The 20413-nt window shown below is 72.6% G+C and carries 18 protein-coding genes; 9 read left to right on the plus strand and 9 right to left on the minus strand.

The genetic code is table 11. The features are described 5' to 3' along the window. Positions 1-507: 507 nt before the first annotated feature. Together ACGFT1_RS01850 and ACGFT1_RS01855 are read right to left on the minus strand one after the other, a co-directional pair. Positions 508-1437, minus strand: coding sequence for a M48 family metalloprotease (locus tag ACGFT1_RS01850; protein WP_373907044.1), 930 nt, complete (start codon positions 1435-1437; stop codon positions 508-510). Further along, on the minus strand, positions 1434-1805 hold the full coding sequence (locus ACGFT1_RS01855) for a BlaI/MecI/CopY family transcriptional regulator (protein WP_373907045.1): 372 nt from the start codon (positions 1803-1805) through the stop codon (positions 1434-1436). The genes ACGFT1_RS01850 and ACGFT1_RS01855 overlap by 4 nt, the downstream gene beginning before the upstream one ends. Positions 1806-1922: 117 nt before the next feature. Between ACGFT1_RS01855 and ACGFT1_RS01860 the strand changes: the two genes are divergently transcribed. From ACGFT1_RS01860 to ACGFT1_RS01880, 5 genes are read left to right on the plus strand one after another with little or no spacing between them, the layout of a single operon-like run. Next, positions 1923-2606 carry a DedA family protein gene (locus ACGFT1_RS01860; protein WP_373907046.1) on the plus strand — a complete coding sequence of 228 codons (684 nt, stop codon included), beginning with the start codon at positions 1923-1925 and terminating at the stop codon, positions 2604-2606. Further along, positions 2603-3208, plus strand: a complete 606-nt coding sequence (locus ACGFT1_RS01865; protein WP_373907047.1) for a phosphatase PAP2 family protein — start codon at positions 2603-2605, stop codon at positions 3206-3208. Before ACGFT1_RS01860 ends, ACGFT1_RS01865 begins: the two co-directional genes overlap by 4 nt. Further along, on the plus strand, positions 3205-3933 hold the full coding sequence (locus ACGFT1_RS01870; RefSeq protein WP_373907048.1) for a phosphatase PAP2 family protein: 729 nt from the start codon (positions 3205-3207) through the stop codon (positions 3931-3933). The genes ACGFT1_RS01865 and ACGFT1_RS01870 overlap by 4 nt, the downstream gene beginning before the upstream one ends. Then, entirely contained in the window at positions 3887-4549 is a 663-nt protein-coding gene (locus ACGFT1_RS01875; protein ID WP_373907049.1) for a response regulator transcription factor, read from the plus strand. Before ACGFT1_RS01870 ends, ACGFT1_RS01875 begins: the two co-directional genes overlap by 47 nt. Then, complete coding sequence (locus ACGFT1_RS01880) at positions 4546-5910, plus strand: sensor histidine kinase (RefSeq protein WP_373907050.1); 1365 nt, start codon at positions 4546-4548, stop codon at positions 5908-5910. The genes ACGFT1_RS01875 and ACGFT1_RS01880 overlap by 4 nt, the downstream gene beginning before the upstream one ends. On the opposite strand, the gene ACGFT1_RS01885 is transcribed toward ACGFT1_RS01880, so the two are convergent. Beyond that, positions 5891-6727, minus strand: a complete 837-nt coding sequence (locus tag ACGFT1_RS01885; protein WP_373907051.1) for a hypothetical protein — start codon at positions 6725-6727, stop codon at positions 5891-5893. The two genes, ACGFT1_RS01880 and ACGFT1_RS01885, sit on opposite strands and share 20 nt — an antisense overlap. 169 nt (positions 6728-6896) lie before the next feature. Here ACGFT1_RS01885 and ACGFT1_RS01890 point away from each other — a divergent pair, with 169 nt between their 5' ends. Next, entirely contained in the window at positions 6897-7970 is a 1074-nt protein-coding gene (locus ACGFT1_RS01890) for a sodium-dependent transporter (RefSeq protein WP_373907052.1), read from the plus strand. 71 nt (positions 7971-8041) lie between these two features. Here the strand turns inward: ACGFT1_RS01890 and ACGFT1_RS01895 are convergent, their stop codons facing one another. The 4 genes from ACGFT1_RS01895 to ACGFT1_RS01910 are packed head-to-tail and all read right to left on the minus strand — an operon-like array spanning position 8042 to position 11796. Next, positions 8042-8707 (minus strand): response regulator, encoded by a 666-nt coding sequence (locus ACGFT1_RS01895; RefSeq protein WP_373907053.1) that lies wholly within the window; start codon positions 8705-8707, stop codon positions 8042-8044. After that, complete coding sequence (locus ACGFT1_RS01900; protein ID WP_373907641.1) at positions 8704-9960, minus strand: sensor histidine kinase; 1257 nt, start codon at positions 9958-9960, stop codon at positions 8704-8706. Before ACGFT1_RS01900 ends, ACGFT1_RS01895 begins: the two co-directional genes overlap by 4 nt. A gap of 55 nt (positions 9961-10015) precedes the next feature. Then, positions 10016-10855: an ABC transporter permease gene (locus ACGFT1_RS01905; RefSeq protein ID WP_373907054.1), complete on the minus strand. Its 840-nt coding sequence runs from the start codon at positions 10853-10855 to the stop codon at positions 10016-10018. Beyond that, positions 10852-11796, minus strand: coding sequence for an ATP-binding cassette domain-containing protein (locus tag ACGFT1_RS01910; RefSeq protein WP_373907055.1), 945 nt, complete (start codon positions 11794-11796; stop codon positions 10852-10854). The genes ACGFT1_RS01905 and ACGFT1_RS01910 overlap by 4 nt, the downstream gene beginning before the upstream one ends. A 202-nt stretch (positions 11797-11998) precedes the next feature. Here ACGFT1_RS01910 and ACGFT1_RS01915 point away from each other — a divergent pair, with 202 nt between their 5' ends. The 3 genes from ACGFT1_RS01915 (at position 11999) to ACGFT1_RS01925 (ending at position 14390) form a co-directional block, all read left to right on the plus strand. After that, the gene (locus tag ACGFT1_RS01915; RefSeq protein ID WP_373907056.1) at positions 11999-12790 is read left to right on the plus strand and encodes a hypothetical protein; all 792 of its coding nucleotides are present in this window, start codon (positions 11999-12001) and stop codon (positions 12788-12790) included. Between the two features lie 592 nt (positions 12791-13382). After that, a complete protein-coding gene (locus tag ACGFT1_RS01920) occupies positions 13383-13688 on the plus strand; it encodes a hypothetical protein (RefSeq protein ID WP_373907057.1) in 306 nt (101 codons plus the stop codon). 327 nt (positions 13689-14015) lie between these two features. Further along, entirely contained in the window at positions 14016-14390 is a 375-nt protein-coding gene (locus ACGFT1_RS01925) for an STAS domain-containing protein (RefSeq protein WP_373907058.1), read from the plus strand. A 646-nt stretch (positions 14391-15036) separates the two neighbouring features. Here ACGFT1_RS01925 and ACGFT1_RS01930 read toward each other — a convergent pair. Further along, positions 15037-16851 carry an arabinofuranosidase catalytic domain-containing protein gene (locus ACGFT1_RS01930; protein ID WP_373907059.1) on the minus strand — a complete coding sequence of 605 codons (1815 nt, stop codon included), beginning with the start codon at positions 16849-16851 and terminating at the stop codon, positions 15037-15039. A gap of 103 nt (positions 16852-16954) precedes the next feature. Then, entirely contained in the window at positions 16955-19777 is a 2823-nt protein-coding gene (locus ACGFT1_RS01935; RefSeq protein WP_373907060.1) for an RICIN domain-containing protein, read from the minus strand. Between the last annotated feature and the right edge of the window lie 636 nt (positions 19778-20413).

Raw genomic sequence — 20413 nt, forward strand, 5'->3', positions numbered from 1 at the left:
CCCGCACCCGGGCCTGGCCGCGGTGACGGCATCGGAGGACCGAGCCACCGGCGCGGCGGCTCTCCTGCTCGCCGGCCGGCTGGGGCGGGCCCTCACCGTCACTCGGGGCGGGGGCCGCAGGGGGTGGCCGCCCGCGGACCCGACGGGGCGACCGATGCGGGCGGACGGGTCCGCTTATGGGAAGCCGAGTCCGGGGACGGAGCCCGGCGCCGGCTGTGAGCGACGAGGTCACGGGCGCCGGGGGGCGGGCCCGCACCGGCCGGCCCCGGGGAGCAGCACTCGTAGCGCTTGCGCGGCAGGTGCGTGACCGAGAGTCCGGAGGGTCACCGTGGCGGGCGGACACCGGTCGGCCGGCCCGGCGAGCTGCCGGGGCACCACAGCGCTCCCCCTGGGGGCGCCGTGCGCACCCGCGCCGCCCTGTCGCCGCCGCCGCCCCACTGACCCCAGGCGTGCTCCTCGGCGCCCCGGCGGATCACCGCCCACGCCGCGGCTCAGCGCCTCAGCGGGTCACGGACTCTCCTCGCCCTGGGCGACCTCCACCTGGTGATGGACGGTGAGTACGCCGGCGGTCGCGGCGGTCACGGACAGCGCCGCGCAGGCGGCCAGGAGCAGGGCCATCCAGCGGGTGGCGTGCGGGCGGGAGCCGGGGGGCGCGAGGAGGGCGGCGACCCGGCGGGGGACGGGGCCGGTGGTCGCGGCGGGGGTGAAGGCCGGGCGCGTCGCACGGGAGTCGTGGCCGGCGAGGGCCGCCCGGGCGATGGCCCGGGCGATCAGGCGCCGGTCTCCGACAGCGGTGGCCGCGGCCTCGTCGGCGGCTCGTTCCGCGGCGAACCGGATGGTGGCGCGGGCCCCGCGCAGGGCGGGGTGGCAGTGGGCCGCGAGTTCGGCTGCGACGAGGAAGTAGTGATGGCCACCGGCGTTGTGGGCGCGTTCGTGGGCGAAGAGGGCTTCGCGCTCGGCCGCGTCGAGGCTGCGCAGCATGGCGGTGGTGACGACTATGCGGTGCGGGCGGCCGGGGAGGGCGTACGCGTCCGGGTGGGGTGAGTCGATGACGCACAGGTCGCCGGCTGCGGGACGGCGGTCGGCCTGGGTGCGGGCGGTGCGGAAGGCGCCGATCTGTCGTACGGCCGAGCGGCCGAGGGCCAGGACGCCGACGGTGAGCACGCCGGCCGCCGCCGCCGCGGCGGGGACGAGAACGCCGTCCGAGAGGGTGCGCAGGGGGTGGACGAGTTCGCCGAGCGCGGCGAAGGCCGGGATCTTGAGCAGGGCGGTCAGTACGACGACGCCGAGCGCTGTCACGCACGCCCCCGCGAGCGCGAGGGAGGAGGCGGTCAGTGCCCACAGCGCGGTGACGGGATCGAGGCGGTCGAGGGCGTGCCGCGCCAGGGCCGGCGCCGCCAAGGGTGCCAGGAGGGGGACCAGCAGCAGAAGGATCATGCCTGGTCGGCCTCCAGCAGCCGGCGCAGCACCTGCTCGTCGTCCGGGCTGAGCTGGGCGACGAAGCGGGCCAGCACGGTCTCGCGGTCGGTGTCCCGGTCGAGTTCGCCGTGCATGCGCCGCGCGGTGAGCCCCGCCGCGTCGTGGACGGGGAAGTAGGCGTAGCCGCGTCCCTGCTGTTCGCGGTCGACGGCGCCCTTCTCGTGCAGGCGGGACAGGATCGTCGTCACGGTCGTACGCGCCAGGTCGGCTGCGAGTTCCTGCTGCACCCGGCCCGGTGTGAGCGGTGTGCCGGCGGCCCAGAGTGCGGCCATGACGGCGGCCTCCAGCTCGCCGGCCGGCCGTCGCTCGTCGTTGGTGTCGCCCATGGGAACGATCCTCACCCCATCATCGTCTACAGTTCGGTAGACCGTCTACAGAATTGTAGTCACCGGTCGGATGCAGTACCGCCGTATCCGTCGCGTCAGCACGAAGGGCTCACGACGATGACCACACCCGTCCACCTATCGTCGCAGCTCGCGGTCAACGTGCTGGACGCCCGTTCGCTGCTGGCCGCCTTCGGCGTGCTGGGCGTCGCAGTGGTGCTCTTCGCCGAGACCGGCCTGCTGATCGGATTCTTCCTGCCCGGGGACTCCCTGCTGTTCACCGCGGGTCTGCTGTGCACGGGCACGGCCGGCCCGGTCAGGCTGTCGCTCGGACCGCTGCTGGCCGCCGCCGCCGTGGGCGCCCTCGCCGGCGCGCAGTGCGGTTACCTGCTCGGGAGGAGAGCGGGGGGCGCGCTGCTCGCCCGCAGCTCCTCGCCCCGGCTGCAGGAAGGGGCGCGCCGGGCCGAGGAGCTGCTGGCGAAGTACGGGCACGCGCGGGCGATCGTGCTGGCCCGTTTCGTGCCGGTGGTGCGGACGGTGCTGAACCCGATGGCCGGCGCGCTCCGGGTGCCCGCGCGGACGTTCACCCTCTGGCAGGCGGCCGGCGGTCTCGTCTGGAGCCTGGGCCTGACCCTGGCCGGTTACGCGCTGGGTTCCTCGATCCCCGACGTGGACCGGTATCTGCTGCCCATCGTGGCGGTGATCGTCGCCGTGTCGCTGATCCCGCTGGCCGTCGAGGTGTCCCGCTCCCGGCGGGCGGCGAAGGTCCGGGCGCGGACCCAGGCGAAGGAGGCGCGCGGATGACGCTCGCCTTCGGCGGCTCATCGGTCGACGGCTCCGCCTACACCGACGTGGTGGACCTCGCCCACCGCTCCCCCGGCTGGCTGGACGGCCTGGTGTCGGCCTGGTCGACGTACGGCCTCGGAGTGTTCGCGCTGCTCATGGTCATCGGCTGGTGGCAGGCCAGGCGCACCGCCGCAGCGGCGGCGGTGCGGGCACTGGCGGTCCCGGTGATCGTGGTCCTGGCGTACGGCGTGGACGCCGCCCTGAAACTGGTGGTGCGTGAGGAGCGGCCCTGTCAGAGCCTGCACGTCCGCACCCTCGAGGCATGTCCGGCACCGGGCGACTGGTCCTTCCCCAGCAATCACGCGGCCATCGCGTTCGCGGCCGCGGTGGCGCTGTACTCCGTCTCCCGCCGCCTCGGTGCCGTCGCGGCCGTCGCGGCCTGCGCGATGGCGGCGTCGCGGGTCTGGGTCGGCGTGCACTACCCGCACGACGTGGCGGCCGGCGCGGCCGTCGGCGCACTGGTCTCGCTGCTCGCCGTGGCAGCCCTGCGCCGGCCCGCGAACACGCTGGTCCGGCAGGTCACGGCCACCCGTCTGCGTGCGCTGCTGGTGGCGTCGTGAGCCGGGACGAGGTGGCCGATGTGGCGGCGAGCGTCGGCCTCGGGGCCCTGGCGGGGTTCTGTGTGCTGGCCCTGTGCGTGTTCGGCGACGGAGCCCCGCTGTTCACGGACGGAGGTCTGCACGCCTGGTCCGTGGCTCACCGTCCCGACGTGGCCGTGGCGCTCGCCCGCGGGCTCACCGCCACCGGGACGGGTGCCGTCCCGTACGCGCTCGCCGTGCTGGCCGGGATCGTCGCGGTCCGTACGCCGCGTCACCGGCTGCCCGCCGCCGGCCTCGCCGTCCTGTGCCTGGCCTCCGGGCAGGCCGTGCGGTACGGCGTGATGACGCTGGCCGCCCGGGCCCGGCCGCCCCGGGCGGACTGGGCGACGCACGCTTCGGGCTGGGCCTTCCCTTCCGGGCACACCACCACCGCGACCCTCGCCGCCGGACTGCTGATCTCGGCGATATGCCTGCGCGAGCCGCGCGGGCGGACCCTGTTCGCCACCGCCGCGGGCTGCTGGGGCGCGCTGGTCGGGCTGACCCGCGTCTACCTCGGGGTGCACTGGTTCACCGATGTGGCCGGCGGCTGGCTCCTCGGTATCGGGTGGCTCGGCCTGTGGGTGTGCCTCATGGCCTGGTGGCTGCCCGACCGGTTCCTCACCGGCCCCGCGAACACTCCCATCGACCCGACGGAGGACCATGCGCACCAGGATCCTGGTCGTGGAGGACGATCACATCCTGCGTGACGTGCTGTTGCGAGGCCTGCGTGAGGAGGACTTCGACCCGGTGCCCGCCGCGGACGGTGCCACCGCCCTGCGGCTGGCCACGCGTGAGGTCGGTGCGGCCGTGCTCGACGTGGGGCTGCCGGACGCGGACGGACGGGACGTGTGCCAGGCCATGCGCGCGAACGGATTCGCGGCACCGGTCATCTTCCTGACGGCCCGTCACCGCCTCACGGACCGTCTCGCGGGATTCTCCGCCGGGGGCGACGACTATCTGCCCAAGCCCTTCCACATCGCCGAACTCGCCGCGCGGCTGCGCGCGGCCGTCAGACGCGCCGCGCCCGGTCCCGCGGCCACGGCCGGGGACCTGGCCCTGGACCCCGTCGGGCACAGCCTGACCGTGCACGGCGACCGCGTCGATCTGACCCCGACGGAGTTCCGTCTGCTGGCGAGGCTCATGGCGGCGAACGGGGACGTGGTACGCCGGCGCGAACTGGTCAGGGCGGGCTGGCCCGAGGGCGCCCAGGTCAGCGAGAACACCCTCGACCAGTACCTGACCCGGCTGCGCCGCAAGCTGCGCGACAGCGGCAGTGCCCTGACCATCGGCACCGCCCGCGGGATCGGACACCGCCTGTCATGATCCCGTTCCGGTCACTCGCGTCACGGCTGGCTCCGCGCACCCTGCGGGGCCGGCTCTCCCTCGTGGCGCTGACCACCGCCACGCTCCTGATGGTGATCCTCACCGTCGTCTTCAACACCGTCGTCCGCCACCACCTCCGGCGTCAGGCCGACGACGAGCTGCGGGCCCGGGCCGCCGCCGTCGCCACGACCGTCGACACGAGTGGTCCGACCGTGCGCGTCCTGGAGACCTCCAACGACCAGCTCCTCGACGCCAACGTGTGGATCTACGCCGGCACCCGGCTGCTCGAGAAACCGCCCTCCCCCGCCGCGGCGCTGACCCGTGTCGCCGGCGCACTCGCCGAGCGCGGCGGCCCGCACTGCGTGACCGCCGCCGGGCCGGAGCCGGTCCGGCTGTGCTCCCAGCCGGTACCCGAGGGCAGGGACGCGGCCACCGTCGTCACGGCCCTGGACCTCTCCCCCTACCGGAGCTCGGCCGACGCCCTGCTGTTCGGATCGTTCGCCCTCGACGCGGTGATGCTGGCCTGCACCTACGCGCTGACCCGTCTGGCGGTCGGCCGCGCTCTGCGCCCCGTACGCACCATGACCGCCCAGGCGGCCCAGTGGAGCGCCGTGGGCTCGGACGACCGGTTCGGCACCCTGCGCCGGCCTGCCGAACTCGCCGGCCTCGGCCTCTCGCTGGACGCGCTGCTGGACCGCATCCGCGCCGTGCTGCGCCACGAGAGACAGCTGACCGGGGAACTCTCGCACGAACTGCGCACCCCGCTCAGCCGGATCATCGCCACGCTCGACTGGTGGCAGAGCCGTCCTCGCTCACCCGACGAGACCCGGGCCGCCCACCAGGTCATCGCCGAAGCCGCCGAGTCCATGCACACCATCTGCGACACGCTGCTGAAGGACGCGCGTGAGGGCGCGGCCGTCGTCCCCGGCACGGCCGAGGCGCTGCCGACGCTGCGCCGGCTCGCCGAAAGTTTGGACACCCCGGACCACCTGACGGTGACCGTCACCGGCGAGGAGGCGCAACCGAGGGCAGGGGTCGCACCGGCCCTCCTCCAGCGGATCGTCAGCCCGCTGCTCGCCAACGCCCTGCGGTACGCCCGCTCGGCCGTCGTCGTCCGTACGGCCTCGGAGCCCGGTCGCCTGCGCATCGACGTCACCGACGACGGGCCCGGTGTGCCGGACACCTTCGTCGCGCAGCTCTTCCAGCCCGGACGGCGGGCCGACCCGGACGACGGGCACGGCGGAGCGGGCCTCGGGCTGCCTCTCGCGCGGCGCCTGGCCCGCTCCGCCGGCGGCGAGGTGTTCCACGACCCCGGGCACACGCCCGGGGCCCGGTTCGTGGTCACCCTGCCGGCCGGGTGACCGCCCCCTCCCGCTCGATGACGTCCTTGCGGGTCACCGCCAGGTACACGACCAGGCCGAGGATGACCGCGAGGAACAGCACGCTGGTCACCACGGTGCCCATCCCCAGGCCACCGTCGCCGGCCGGCTGGGAGAGGTAGTCGCCCACCGAGGCGCCGAGCGGCCGGGTCAGCACGTAGGCGATCCAGAAACTCCACACCGCGTTCAGACCGAGGGCGAAGTGCGCCAGCGCGACCGCGGCGATCGCCAGGGCGAACAGCACCGCGGAGACCCAGTACCCCAGGTCCATGCGCTCGGCGACCAGGTCGCCGGCCGCCGTGCCGAGGGCGAAGGTGAACAGCACCGCCAGCCAGTAGAACGACTCACGGCTCAAGGTGTCGACGCTGTGGATGGACAGCGTCCGCTCACGGCGGTACCAGACGGCGAACACCACCGCGAGGACGAGTGCGAAGACCGTGGTGCTCGTGGTCAGCGGCACGCCCATGTTGTCCGTGAGGTTGTCACTGATCAGCGTGCCGACGACGCTGATCAGGGCCACGGCGAGCCAGTAGACGCCGGGACGGTAGGCGGTGGTGCGGAACTGGACGACGAGCACGGCGGCCAGCAGCACGCTCATCAGCAGCGACACGCCTGTCAGTCCCAGGCCGAGGTTCTCGTTGAGCATGTCGGCCGCGGTCTCGCCGACCGTCGTGCACAGCACCTTGATCACCCAGAAGTACACGGTGACTTCGGGCACCTTGTTCCAGCGCGGGCGGTGGCCGGACGGGGCCGGCGGGGCGCTGGGGACGCCGGCGGTCTCGGAGGTCTCGTATGTCATGGGGCCCGACCGTGCCACCGCGAACCTGAATACATCCTGACTGCCGCGCGGCCCCACCCGCCCCCACCGGCCCACGCGTGAATCATGGGACCCATGTGCCCCCGCGCCCCCCGCCCCGCCATAGCGACGCCCCGTCCGCGCCCCACGCCCCCGACGGAGGTAGGCCCCTATGGACAGCACGCCCGCGAACCGCGACGGCGCCGACCGCGCGACCGCCTGGCTGCGCCGACGGCTGGGCCGGTCCGTCGCTCTCGCCTATCTCCTCGCGCTGGTCCTGCCGGCCCCGGGCCTGTGGCTGCGTCACGCTCCCGCCCTGCCGCTCGGTGACGGCGCCGGGCTGCCCCTGCCCGTGTCCTCGGCACTGCTGGGCCTGGTGCTGTTCTCGGCCGGGCTCCAGGTCCCGCCGCACGCGCTGGGCCGGCTGCTGCGCCGCCCGAGGGCACTGGTGGCCGGACTCGTGCTGCACGTCACGGCTCCCCTGCTGATCATCCCGCTCGTCGCGTTCGTGCTGCACCGCTCTCCCGACGCCGACGGCGGGAGCGGACTGCTGACCGCCATGATCATGATTGTCGCCATGCCGGTCGCGGCCGGGGCCACGGTATGGACCGGCAAGGGCCAGGGAGACCAGCCGACGATGGTGGGGCTGGTCCTCGTGTCCACCCTGCTCAGCCCGCTCTCGATCCCCGTCGTCGTCGAGGCGCTGGCCCCGCTGCTCGACGGCGGGTACGCCCGCACGATGACCGCGGCCGGACACACGCTGAGCGGCGGTTTCGCCCTGACCGGGGTGGTGGGACCCTGTGCGGCGGGGGTCCTGTGCCGGCTCGTCGTACCGCGTCACCGGCTGAACCGTCTGCTGGGCACCGTCGTCCCGGTGGCGCTGGCCGGCTCGCTCGTCCTGACGTACGTCAACGCCAGTGGCGCCCTGGGTTCCTTCGTCGCGCGTCCCCGGCCGCTCCTGCTCGCCGCGGCGCTGGCCGTGGCCGCGGTCGTGTGCGCGCTGTCCTTCGCCACCGGCCGTGTCGCGGGGCGCGTCCTGCGCCTCGACGCCCCCGTCTCCTCCTCCCTCACTCTCGCGTGCGGAATGAACAACAGCAGCGCCGGTGCCGTGCTGCTGACGACCACGCTGCCCGACAAGCCCCATCTGCTGCTGCCCGTCCTCGCGTACGGCCTGTTGCAGAAGACGGCCGCGAACCGGGTCGTACGGACACGCCCTCGGCCCCTGTCCCGCCCGGACGCCGCCTGACGGGGGCGGACGAGCGGGACCGGCCCGGCCGGGTGGCCGCCGCGCCGACGACCCCGCTGCCCGCCGTCCGGTCAACCGGCCCCGGGCCGGGCGAGTCCGAGGTCGTAGGCGAAGATCACGGCCTGGACGCGGTCGCGGGCGCCGATCTTGGACAGGACGCGGCCGACATGCGTCTTGACGGTGGACTCGGACACGACGAAGTGGGCGGCGATCTCGCCGTTGGTCCAGCCCTTGCCGATGGCCACGAGGATCTCGCGCTCGCGGTCGGTGAGGGACCCCAGCCTCGGGTCGTCGCACTCGCCGCGGCGAGCGGGCACGTGCTGGGCGTACTCGTCCAGGAGGCGGCGGGTGAGGGCCGGCGCGATGACGGCGTCCCCGGCCGCGACGGCCCGGATGCCGGCGAGGAGTTCCTCGGGGCGCGCGTCCTTCAGGAGGAAGCCGCTGGCCCCGGCCCGCAAGGCGGCGTGGACGTATTCGTCCAGGTCGAAGGTGGTCAGCACAAGGACGCGGGAGCGGTCGCCGGCGGCGGTGATCCGGCGGGTGGCCTCGATGCCGTCCATGCCGGGCATCCGCACATCCATCAGGACGACGTCGGGGCGCAGTTCGGCGGTCCTGCGGACGGCTTCGGCGCCGTGCGCGGCCTCGCCGACCACCTCGGTCTCCGGGATGGAGTCGAGCAGCACCCGGAAGCCGTAGCGCTGGAGGGGCTGGTCGTCCACGATGAGCACGGTGGTCACCGGGCGCCCGCCTGGGGGGTCAGGTCGAGGGTGGCCTCCACCGTCCATCCGCCGCCGGCCGCGGGTCCGGCGCCGACGTCGCCGCCGTAGAGCGCCGCTCGTTCTCGCATGCCCACCAGGCCGTGTCCTTCCTCGTTCGGCGGTCCGGGGCGTCCGGCCGGGCCGTCGTCCCGGACCCGGATGACCAGCCGGGTGTCCTCCACGACGACCGACAGGTTCACCCGGGTGCCAGGGCCGGCGTGCTTGAGGGTGTTCGTCAGGGCTTCCTGGACGATGCGGTAGACCGTCAACTGCACCCCGCCGTCCAGGGCCTCCACGTCGCCGGCGGTCCGGTAGATGACGTCCAGGCCGGCGCTTCGCACACCATCGCACAGGGCCGCGAGGTCCGCGACGCCGGGCTGCGGGCTGAGTTCCGGCGCCCCGCCCGAAGCGTCCGACGCCTCCCGCAGGACGCCGAGCACGCGCCGCAACTCACCGAGGGCCGTCCGGCCGGTGTCGCCGATGAGCCGCAGGGCCTCCTTGCCGCGTTCGGGAGCGGTGTCCGTGGCGTACACACCGGCGTCGGCGAGAGTGATCATGACGGACAGGTTGTGGCCGACGATGTCGTGCATCTCGCGGGCCACCCGGGCGCGTTCGGTGGCGGCCGCGAGTCTGCTGCGCTGGTCGCGTTCGATCTCCAGGCGGGCCGCCCGGTCCCGCAGCCCGGCGAGCTGGGCCCGGCGGATCCGTACCATCAGGCCGAGCGCCAGGGCGGCGGTCGCCGTGCTGAGCAGGAAGAACAGTGCGTCCCAGACGGACACCGCCGCCGATGCGCGCACCGCCACCAGCACCATCCCGGCCGCCATGGCCCCGCAGGCCCACGGCAGCTGCCGCAGCCGCCCGTGCAGGGCCAGGCTGTACAGGGCGATGAACAGGGCGATGTCCGCGCGCAGGGCGGCGCCCAGGGACCACTGGAGGACGAAGACGGCCGCGATCACGCCGAAGGCCGGCATGGGTCTGCGCCGCCGCCACAGCAGCGGCAGCACGAGACCGGCCTGCAGGAGCAGCATGGCCGACGGGGCGAGCCGGGTGAAGGCGAGCCGGAACCGGCGTGGACCGTCCCCGTCTCCGGCACCGCCGTGCAGCAGGTCCGGCAGGCAGAACATCAGGAAGACCAGCACCACCACCGCGGTGTCCAGCACCCAGGGATGCGCCCGGTCGGCGTGCCGCAGCCGCTGGCCGCCCCGGGCGAGCCGGGCGACCAGCGGTCCCATCCCGTTGACGTCCTCGGTGGTGGTCAAGGTGGTCACCTGCCCATGGTGCGGGCGGTCAGACGTCGCTGCGCACCAGCCGGTACGCCGCCCCCGCCAGCGCGAGCGCCGTCCAGCCGAGGAAGACCAGCAGTCCGGCCGCGGGAGACAGGGCGGTGCTGTCGTGGGTGAGGGCGAACAGCGACTCGCCCGCGTTGCTCGGCAGGTACGGGCCGATGTCGTCCCGCCAGGAGCTGGGCAGCAGGGAGACGAGGCCCGGGATCAGCATGAGCGTGGCGACCAGTACCGAGATGCCGCCGGCCACCGACCGCAGCAGCGCGCCCAGGGCCACACCGATGACACCGACGAGCCCGAGGTAGAGCCCGGCGCCCAGCAGACTGCGCGGCACTCCGGCGTGCGACAGGCTCATCGCCGCGGGCGTGCCGGAGACGATGCCGCTGCCGAACCCGAAGGCGGCGAAGGCGCCCAGGGTGCCGACCACCAGTGCCACCAGTCCGAAGACGGCCGCCTTGGACCACAGCACGGGCAGCCGGCGCGGTACGGCCGCCAGCGTCGAGCGGATCATGCCGGTGGAGTACTCCCCCGCCGTGACCAGCACGCCGAGCACGCCCAGGGCGAGCTGGGCGAAGTTGGTACCGAAGAGGGACAGGCTCACGGCCGTCGCGTCGGCGAAATCCCTGTCCAGGTGACCGGAGTGGATGCCGGACCGGTAGCGGCTCGACGCGATCAGCCCGAAGGCGACGAGGAAGAGCAGCCCGAGGCCCAGGGTGATCCAGGTCGAACGCAGCGACCACAGTTTGGCCCATTCCGAGGCCAGTACGCGCCGTCCGGTCACCCGGTAGGCGGGGCGGACGGGCGCGGCCGGCGGCGCCTCGGCGGTCGTCGTCAGCGTGCTCATGCGGGCCTCCCGGCGGTCTCCAGGCTCTCGACGGTCGTGGTGCCGTGGTACTCCACGGCATCCCTGGTCAGCTCCATGAACGCCTCCTCCAGCGATACCGTCCGCGAGCTCAGTTCGAACAGCGCGATCCCGTGCTCGGCAGCCTTCAGGCCGATCTCGCGGGCGCTCAGCCCGGTCACCTGGAGTCCGCCGGAACCGATACGGCCCGTGATGTCGACGCCCGGTCCGGCCAGTACGTCCCGCAGCCGCGCCGGGTCCTGCGTGGCCACGTGCACCGTGTCGCCGCCCGCCTCGCGGATGAGGTCCGCCACGGTGGTGTCGGCCAGCAGCCGCCCCCGTCCGACGATGATCAGGTGATCCGCGACCAGGGCCATCTCACTCATCAGGTGGGACGACACGAAGACCGTCCGGCCCTCGTCGGCGAGCGATTTCAGCAGGTTGCGGATCCAGAGGACGCCCTCCGGGTCCAGTCCGTTGACCGGCTCGTCCAGCATCACCGTCTGCGGATCGCCCAGCAGCGCCGCCGCGATGCCGAGCCGCTGGCCCATGCCGAGGGAGAAGGCGCCGGCCCGCTTCTTCGCCACGCTGCCGAGTCCGGCGAGGTCGATGACCTCCTCGACCCGCCGCGCGGGAATCCCGTGGGTCAGCGCGAGCGCCTTCAGGTGGTTGTGGGCCGAGCGGCCCGGATGGATCGACTTCGCCTCCAGCAGGGCCCCGACCTCCTGGAGCGGTGCCCGGTGCCGGGCGTAGTGGCGGCCGTTGACCGTCACGGATCCGCTCGTCGGCGCGTCGAGCCCGACGATCATGCGCATGGTCGTCGACTTCCCGGCGCCGTTGGGCCCGAGGAAACCGGTGACCGTGCCCGGTCTGACGGCGAAGTCCAGCCCGTCGACGGCCGTCTTCTCGCCGTACCTCTTCGTCAGCTGCTGTGCGTCGATCATTCGTGTGTCTTCCTGTCGGGCACGGGCGTCCATCGGCCGCCCCTGACGCCTCACCGACCACGCTAGGCACCGAACCGCCCCGAACCGGTGGTACCGGGGACTGATCCGCGGCCCTCGGGTCGTACCGCGGTACTACGTGACGCCGTCGCCGCGGGCATGCTGTTCAGGTTCCTTTCAGGTGCGGAATGCCATCGTGCGGATCATGACCACTGAGCACGTCCTCGACGACCGCCCCCTCGCCCCCGTACGCCGGATGGCGGACAAGGTGCCGGAGGTGACCGTCTGCTTCTGGATCGTCAAGGTACTGACCACCGGCATGGGCGAGACGGCGTCGGACCTCCTGGCCCGGTTGCTCGGGCCGGTACCGGCGGTCGCGTTCGGCGGGCTCGCCCTGGTGGCCGCCCTGGCCGTGCAGTTCGCGTTGCGCCGGTACGTCGCCTGGGCGTACTGGACGGCGGTCGTCATGGTCAGCGTGTTCGGCACCATGGCCGCCGACGTCCTGCACGTCGGCCTCGGCGTGCCGTACGCGGTGTCGACGCCGGCTTTCATGGCCGTACTGGCCGCGGTGTTCGTGCTCTGGTACGTGTGCGAGCGGACGCTGTCCGTCCACAGCATCCGGACGCGCCGCCGCGAAGCGTTCTACTGGGCGGCCGTTCTCGCCACCTTCGCCCTGGGCACCGCCGCGGGCGACCTCACCGCCACGGTCGGCTTCGGCTATCTGGGGTCGGTGGTCCTCTTCGCCGCCGCCATCTGCGTCCCCGCCCTGGCCCACCGCTTCGGCGCCCTGAACGCGGTGACCGCCTTCTGGACCGCGTACGTCATCACCCGCCCCCTCGGCGCCTCCCTCGCCGACTGGACGGCGCTCGGCCACACCCGCGGCGGCCTGGGCCTCGGCCTGGGGCCGGTCACCCTCGCCTGGACGGTGGCGATCATCGGCTTCGTGAGCTACCTGACCGTGTCACAACGCGGCACACGCGCTCCGGCCGCGTACTGAGAGCCGCTTGCCGCTCCGGGAGTTCCTCCAGCGGCCGGCACCCGCGGAGGCGGGCCCGCCGGCCGGTGCGTCGGCCGGTGCGTCGGCCGGTGCGTCGGCCGGTGCGTCGGCCGGTGCGTCGGCCGGTGCGTCGGCCGGTAGTGGTTCCGTTCCATCCTTTCCCCGATGGGTCGGCGCTGGAGAAGACGATCACCCGGACCGATGAATCGGCCTCCGTCCGTCACCGACCGGTCCGGCCTGGACCGTCTCCACCACGGTTCCGGGCAACTCCCGTGCCGTCGACGGCAGTACGGGCGTCCTGCGCGGTCAGGACTCCAACCGCTGCCTGGACGTCCGAACAACGGCAGCGCCGACGGCACCCGGTGCGACGGTGGGGCACGGGCGGCGGCAACCGCAGAGTGGAGCCGGGCGCAGGCCCCGACGCCTGGACCGGCCCCGCCGCTCTCGCCGCCTCCTGGCGTGCCCATGGCCTAACACCCTGTTTAACCCGCTGGGTTCGGGTACTCCTGAGAGACCGCGCCGATCTTGGCGCACATCCTCTCCGGGAAACCCACCAGGCGCTCCCCACGACGAGAAGAAAAGGTGCCTTCACATGAGCACTGTCAACCCGGCGGGCAACGCGGGCCTCCACACCGGCACCGACGCGCCCGTTCACCACACCCGTCGGCTGTCGACCGAGACGAAGGCAGCTTTCAAGACCACCGAGTTCTTCGCCTATCTCGCCGCGGTCGTCGCGGTGCTCATCGCCTCCATGGTCGTGGGGGACGATGACGGCCACGCCGACTACTTCCGCGCCGACAAGGCGTGGCTCTACGTCGTGATCCTGTCCGTCGGTTACATGATCAGCCGCGGTCTGGCCAAGTCCGGCAGCCGCGACCCCTACGACGAGTCCCGCTGAACACCTCTTCGCCGTTCGACCCGGGGAGAACGGCCGAACCGGAGCGCGCGGAGAAATCCGGCTGAGCCCAAGCTGTGAGATGGGGAAGGTTCCCGAATCCTCGGATGCCGGGAGACCTTCCCCATCGACGCGTGCACCGAAGGCGAATCGACACCTGACCGCCCCCTCCCTCTTCTCCGGTCGCCAGCCCCTGGACGGCTCACGGGCCGCGAGCCGCTGAGTAGGATCAGGCTCCGACTCTCGACCTTGGGTGGGAAATCAGGTCCGGGGTAGGAGTGTCCGGGACACAAAGGGATCGAATCGGGTCGGGACGGGAGCGCGTTACGCATGATCACGGTGCGGATGCAACACGGGGACACCATGGTGGCGCAGCTGCCGCAGGAGATCGACTACGACAACGCCTCCATGGTCGGTGCCCAGTGCGAGGACCTGATCAGGCAGGGCTGCCGCACCCTGATCCTGGACGCCTCCACCGTCCAGTACCTGGACAGCTCCGCCATCAGCATGCTCATCCTGCTGTTGCGCCTCCTCGATGAGCACGACGGCAGCCTGCGGCTGGCCGCCCTCGGCGACCACTACCAGCAGACCCTGCGCCTGCTCGGTCTCGACTCGTTGTTCCCCCTCTACCCCACCGTGGAAGCCGCCCACCGCTCCACCGGCCGCGAGGACGTGAAGACCTCGCAGCCCTCCCGCTCCGCCTGACCGCGTGTTGCCCGTCGCCCGATCAGTCGTGGACGGCCTCGATGCCCTGCGGTTGCCTGTCCCGGGGGGAAACCGCTGCGACCAGTACGGCGAGGCCGGGGGGCGCGGCGGGACAACAGCCGGTTCGGAGCTGCCCGATGGTGACTCGGCCGACCGAGTCGGACCACGCTCGAGGCACGTGGTTGGGTCCGGCCGTCATCGCCGCTTCCTGCGTGAGCGATCAGGGTTGCGGCAAAAGGCACTCCCACGCCCGGCGAGCGAGCGCGGCTCCCAGCCGAAGGCCATGAAAGCATCCCAGCGACCGAACGTCACCGAGGCCGGTGGTCGATGATAGAGAGCGATTTCTGCCATTCGGCGGGCTTCGCGGATTGCTGGTCTCCTCGACCGGTCCCCGGGGCCGACGGTCACCATCCCGATCGTCACCGTCGGCCGCACCGTCCACATGACCGCCCGCAAGCCGGCCTCCAGCGCCTGGCCGCCGTCCTCGGCGCGACGTCCCCGGCATGACCCGCGCCATGTCCGCCCGTGTCCAAGACGCCGCACGACCCACCCCGGCCCGGAAGGATCGGGGCGCGGGCGAACGGACGTCCGGCGGTCCTGGCTGCCGGCCATCCGTTCGCCCGCGCGGGCGAACGGGCGAGGCTTCTCAGGTCAGTGTGAACTTCTGGGCGATGGAACCGTTGCAGTCCCAGATCTGGAGGCGGGTGCCGTTGGCGGTCGCGCCGCTGGGCGCGTCGAGGCAGCGGCCCGACTGGGGGTTGACCAGTGAGCCGTCGGACCGCTGGTTCCAGACCTGGCCGCCGGCGCCGTTGCAGTCCCAGAGTTCGACCTGGGTGCCGTCCGCCGTGCCGTTGCCGTTGATGTCCAGGCAACGGCCCAGCGTTCTCAGCGAGCCGTTGGCGTTGTGGTACCAGTGCTGGTCCACGGCCCAGGACTGGCAGTCCCACAGCTGTACCGCCGTGCCGTTCCCGCCGCTGTCGTCGCCCGCCACGTCGACGCACTTGGCACCCGGACCGCCGACCGGGGCGCCACCGCCCACGGAGAACTTCTGCGCTGCGGCGCCGTTGCAGTCCCAGATCTGCAGACGGGTGCCGTTGGCGGTCGCGCCGCTGGGCGAGTCCAGGCAGCGGCCCGACTGGGGGTTGCGGAGCGAGCCGTCGGCCTGCTGCACCCACTTCTGACCGCCGGCGCCGTCGCAGTCCCACAGCTGCACCTGGGCGCCACCCGCCGTGCCGTTGCCCTCGATGTCCAGGCACTTGCCGATCGTGCTCAGGGAGCCGTCGGCGTTGTGCTGCCAGTGCTGGTCCTCGGCCCAGGACTGGCAGTCCCACAGCTGTACCGCCGTGCCGTTGCCACCGGTGTCGTCGGCGGCGGCGTCGACGCACTTGCCGCCCGGCCCCGTGATCGTGCCCTGAGGTCCGTCGGGCACGTCCGTCTCACCGGCGTAGCCGACGGATACGACGTTCGCCTGGACGGCGTTCTCGGCGGCGTCGGTCGGATAGCCGGCGACCATCACGCCCTCGAAGAAGGTGCCCCTGTTCCAGTTGCTGTTGTCGCCGCCGGTGCCCAGGATGATGCCGCCCTCCTGGTGCATGGGCCGGTAACCGCCGCGCGTGGGCAGTGCGCCGTCCCACCAGGTCGAGAGCCCGCCGGAGCGGCTGTCGCCGCCCTTGAGCGCGTACCTGGTCTGTCCGTCGTTCTTCAGCACCGCCGTGACGAACGGGGTGCTGTTCCCGCGGTTCGCGGTGTTGGACCCGTTGTCCCCCTGGAACATGCCGTTCTCCAGGTCGGCCTCGACCCAGGGGCCGGAGCCGCTGCACGGCGAGAAGTAGCACGTGGTCGCGATGCTCACCGCGTCCATGTGACCGTTGCCGGTGTCGGCCGGGGTGCTCTCGGCGTTGCCGTAGTCGAAGCAGCAGTCGGAGCCGACGTGTGTGCCGCTGGCCACCATGTAGGCGCCCTCCGGCTGGCCGTCGACGGCGACGCCGGACGCCACCCCGGTGTAGCGGTAGCCGACGCCGGGTGAGATCCAGATGCCGTACGCCTTGTGGCCGCCGGCCGTGACGGCGATCTCGCTCGCGTCCGCGCCGCGGTCGGCGCCCATGCCCGAGGTGCCGGCGGGGCCCGGAGTGAGATCGTTGTGCCGTGACGTCTGGTCGTAGACCTTCGTGATGCGGCACGTGGTGTTCCGGCAGAACGTGTCCTGCCGGCCGGCGTCCGCGTAACCGCCCTGGGACAGCAGCCCGATGTCGGCCCGGGCCCCGTCCGAGGCACGGGTGACCTGGTACAGGGGGCCGTTGTACGAGGACAGCAGGGCGCGCGTCGAACTGTGCGCGGCGACGCAGGGGGTGCCGGCAGCGCCGTAGACGTCGCACGGCAGTGAGCCCGCCGCCCGCGACACGGAGGGGACACCGATCAGGACGCCGAGGGCGAGGACGAGCGTGGCCAGCGCGGCCGCCACGGTCCTCCCCCGTCCGCGCATCGGTCCCCGGTCGTCCGGTGCACCTGTGTCACCGACGGCAACTCTTGTTGGATACATGACATTCCTTTGTGTCGTGGCGGGTTTACCGGAAGCGCCAGAGGTGGTCGGGGGTCCCGTTGTCCTGGAACTGCTCGACGTTCGCGGAGTTGTCGGTGGATGCGTCGTGCACGGCCAGGACCTTGCCGGAGTTGCGGTTCCGGATGCGGAAGGCCCCGTCGGCATCGTGGACGAGCCGCCACAGGTGGTCGTCGGTGCCGTTGTCGGTGAACTGCACGACCTGCGCCGAGTCAGCGGTCGACATCCCGGCGACCCCGAGCACCTTGCCCGAGTTGACGTTGCGTACGCGGAACCAGCCGTCGGCGTCGGGCAGGAACGTCCACAGGTGATCGGGAGTGCCGTTGTCCTCGTACTGCACCACCCGGGCGGAGTCCTCCGTGGACATCCGGTCCACCGCCAGCAGCCTGCCGGAGTTGACGTTCTCGATACCGACCCGGCCGTCGGGGACGAACCGCCAGTCGTGGTCCGCGCCGCCGTCGTCGGTGAACTGCGCGGCCCGCGCGGAATCGGCCGTGGACATCCCCGCCACACCCAGGACCTTGCCGCTGTTCCTGTTGCGCAGCCGCACATGGCCGTTGCCGCTGTCGAGCGGCTGCCACAGGTGGTCGTCGGTGCCGTTGTCCTCGTACTGCACCACCCGGGCGGAGTCCTCCGTGGACATCCGGTCCACCGCCAGCAGCCTGCCGGAATTGGCGTTCTGGACCTTGTAGTAGCCATCGCCGGCGCCGAGCAGGTACCACAGGTGGTCGGCCGTGCCGTTGTCGCCGTACTGCACGACGTCCGCCGAGTCGGCGGTGGACATGCGGTCCACACCCAGGACCTTGCCGGAGTTGCGGTTCTGGATGCGGAAGGCGGCGCCGGTGCCGGACTGCCACTGGCGGCTGCCGCCGGTCTGAGGGAAGGAGGTGATGCGCAGACGTGCCGCGCCCATCGGGATGAGCGTGACCTGTTCGACGGGAGCGGAGGACGCGACGGGTCCGTCCTGGAGCGGGGTGACGACGTTCTGGCTGTCGGCCCGCCAGGCGTCGATGCGCTGGGCCTGCGCGGTGATCCGGACCGGTGCGCCCGCCGTGGTGAAGGGATCGTCGACGCTGCCCCCGGTGGACACGCTGAGCTCCTGATGGGGCGTCAGGCCGTAGTTCCAGGCGGAGCCGGCGTGGACGTCGTATTCGGGGAACCGTGCACTGCCGCCGGTCCGCACCCAGTTCTCGGTGACGGCCAGCGAGAAGCCCAGGGGCCCGTAGTCGACGGACACGGCGTTGCGCTGGGACGGCCACGCCTTCACCCGGGGCTGCATCGGCAGGCGCAGGGTGACCGTGTCGCCGTTGTCCCAGGTGCGGTTCACCATGACGTAGCGAGGGCCGGGACCGGCGGACACGGCTGTTGCGCCGACCCGCAGGTCCGGTGCGCCGCACCAGCCGGGAATGCGGAAGACCAGGGGGAACGCCACCGGTGCGGGCAGTGACAGCGTGAAGACAAGCGTGTCGTCGAACGGGTATCCGGTGGTCTCGGTGAGGGTGACCCGGGTGCCGTCGCCGACCTCGGCGGTGACGGTGGAGGGGCCGTAGAGCGCGGCGCACAGTCCTGCGTCGGCGGTGGCGAGCCACATCTCCTCGGTGTAGTAGGGCCAGCCCATGCCGTAGTTGTGCGGGCAGCAGCGGTACTGGTCCACCCCGGCACGGTAGGACTGCATCGCCCAGCCGTTGGCGAACTGGCCCCGTGTCTTCGCGCTGTTGTCCAGGTCGACGCTGTTCGCCGAGGTGATGTAGTGCGTGGCCCGGCCCTCGGGGTCGAGTGCGGCGGGCAGCGTGTTGAACGCCAGTTCCTCGGTGCGGTCGCCCCACACCGGGTCGCCCGTGATGCGCGTCAGGATCTCGTGGCTGAGCATGTATTCGACGATGCCGCACGTCTCGAACCCCTGCCGCGGGTCTCCGCAGCCGGCGCGCACGGTCTCGTCGCCGGCGAAACCCCCGCCGGGGAACCGGCCGTAAGCGTCCTGCATGGTGGCGTAGTCGCGGTACGTGGCGCTGCGGTCGGCGGCGTCGGCGGACAGCACCCAGTACTGGGCCGGTTCGCGGAACCCTTGCGCGAAGTTGACGTTGTGCCCGTTGACGACGCCGTCGGCCCATCTGGCCGAGTTCGCGTGGATCTTGCGCACCAGGTCGAGCAGGAACGCGTCGCCGGTACGGTTGTACAGCCAGTAGACGACGTCGATGGTGTCGCCCCAGCGCCAGGTCCCCCACCCGTCGGAGAACACCGCCGCGGGCTGGGCGTGGACGTAGGCGAAGTACCGGGTCAGGAAGGGGACGACGCGGCTGTCGCCGGAGTACTCCGCGAAGGAGCGCAGGGCGTGCAGCATCGGCATGTGCGGCCACAGGTCGACATGCCCGGCGAGGGACGTCCGCAGCCGTGACGGGCCGAAGTACCCGTCGGCCGCCTGGTTGGCGAGCACTCCGTCCATCCACGTCGACGCGGTGGCCAGTGCGGCCGCGTCACCGGTCACGTAGGCCATGTCGACGAAGCCGCGCAGCCAGTACGGGACTTCCTCCCAGCCGTCCAGGCCCGCGTGGATCCATCCGGTGTCCTCGTACCGCAGGAAGTGCGACGTCTCCGGGTAGTGCCCGCACAGGCCGTCGGCCTGACGGGCGAGCTGCGTGGCGAGCCAGCCGCGCGCACGGACCGCGCCGGGTGGCAGCCGCAGGAACGCCGACGGTTGCAGGGGCGCCCGGTTGGCCGGATACCACGGCGTGGTCGCCGCCGCGGCGGGCCGCGCGGTCACCGGCCCCAGCACGGCCGCGCCGGCGACGGCGGCACCGCCCCTGATGACCTCACGTCTGCTGATGCGCACGGCGAACCTCTCTTTCGGCGACATCGTTGTCCTCATCGGGGCGGCGAGCCGCCCGGTGGCAGGACGGGAACCGGCCGGCCCCCTGCGCCCGGTCCCCGGCCGGCGTGGCCGTCAGCGCCCGGAGCGAGGGTGAGCGCCACATGCCGGTGCCGTCGCCCTGGGTGGTGGTCGGGCAGTCGTTCCCGTTCCCGTACGTCATGAACGGGTCCGGGCCGGTGCTGAATCGCGGAACGTGCCACGGCGGCCGTGACGGTCCGCAGGGCCGCCGCGGCGGTGGCGGGCCCTGCGGCGGGCGTCCCGTCGGGATCGGCCCGAACACGGTCGGCGCGCCGGGCAGATACGGCAACCACGGGGGACGTACGGTTCCGGGGCTTGCGTGCGCATGGGGGGCTCCTCGGACAAGGATCGCTCTCGCACGGGTGGGACCGGTCGGTGACGGTGCCGGGCGGCTGTGTGGGGGTGTACGGGCCGGCGTGCGGGCATCGGCGCGCGATCCTGGACCGGCAGGCGCCGTACCCTACTTTTACATCGATGTAACTCCGCTGGCGTGCCAGCGTAGGACCGCACTGACACGGGGTCAAGCCGCCGGACACGAAGACGGTCACCGCCGGGAGGCGGACGCGGCAGCCGGGGCAC

It is taken from the genome of Streptomyces sp. Y20 (genome assembly GCF_043195475.1).
In the GTDB taxonomy this organism is placed as follows: Bacteria; Actinomycetota; Actinomycetes; order Streptomycetales; family Streptomycetaceae; genus Streptomyces.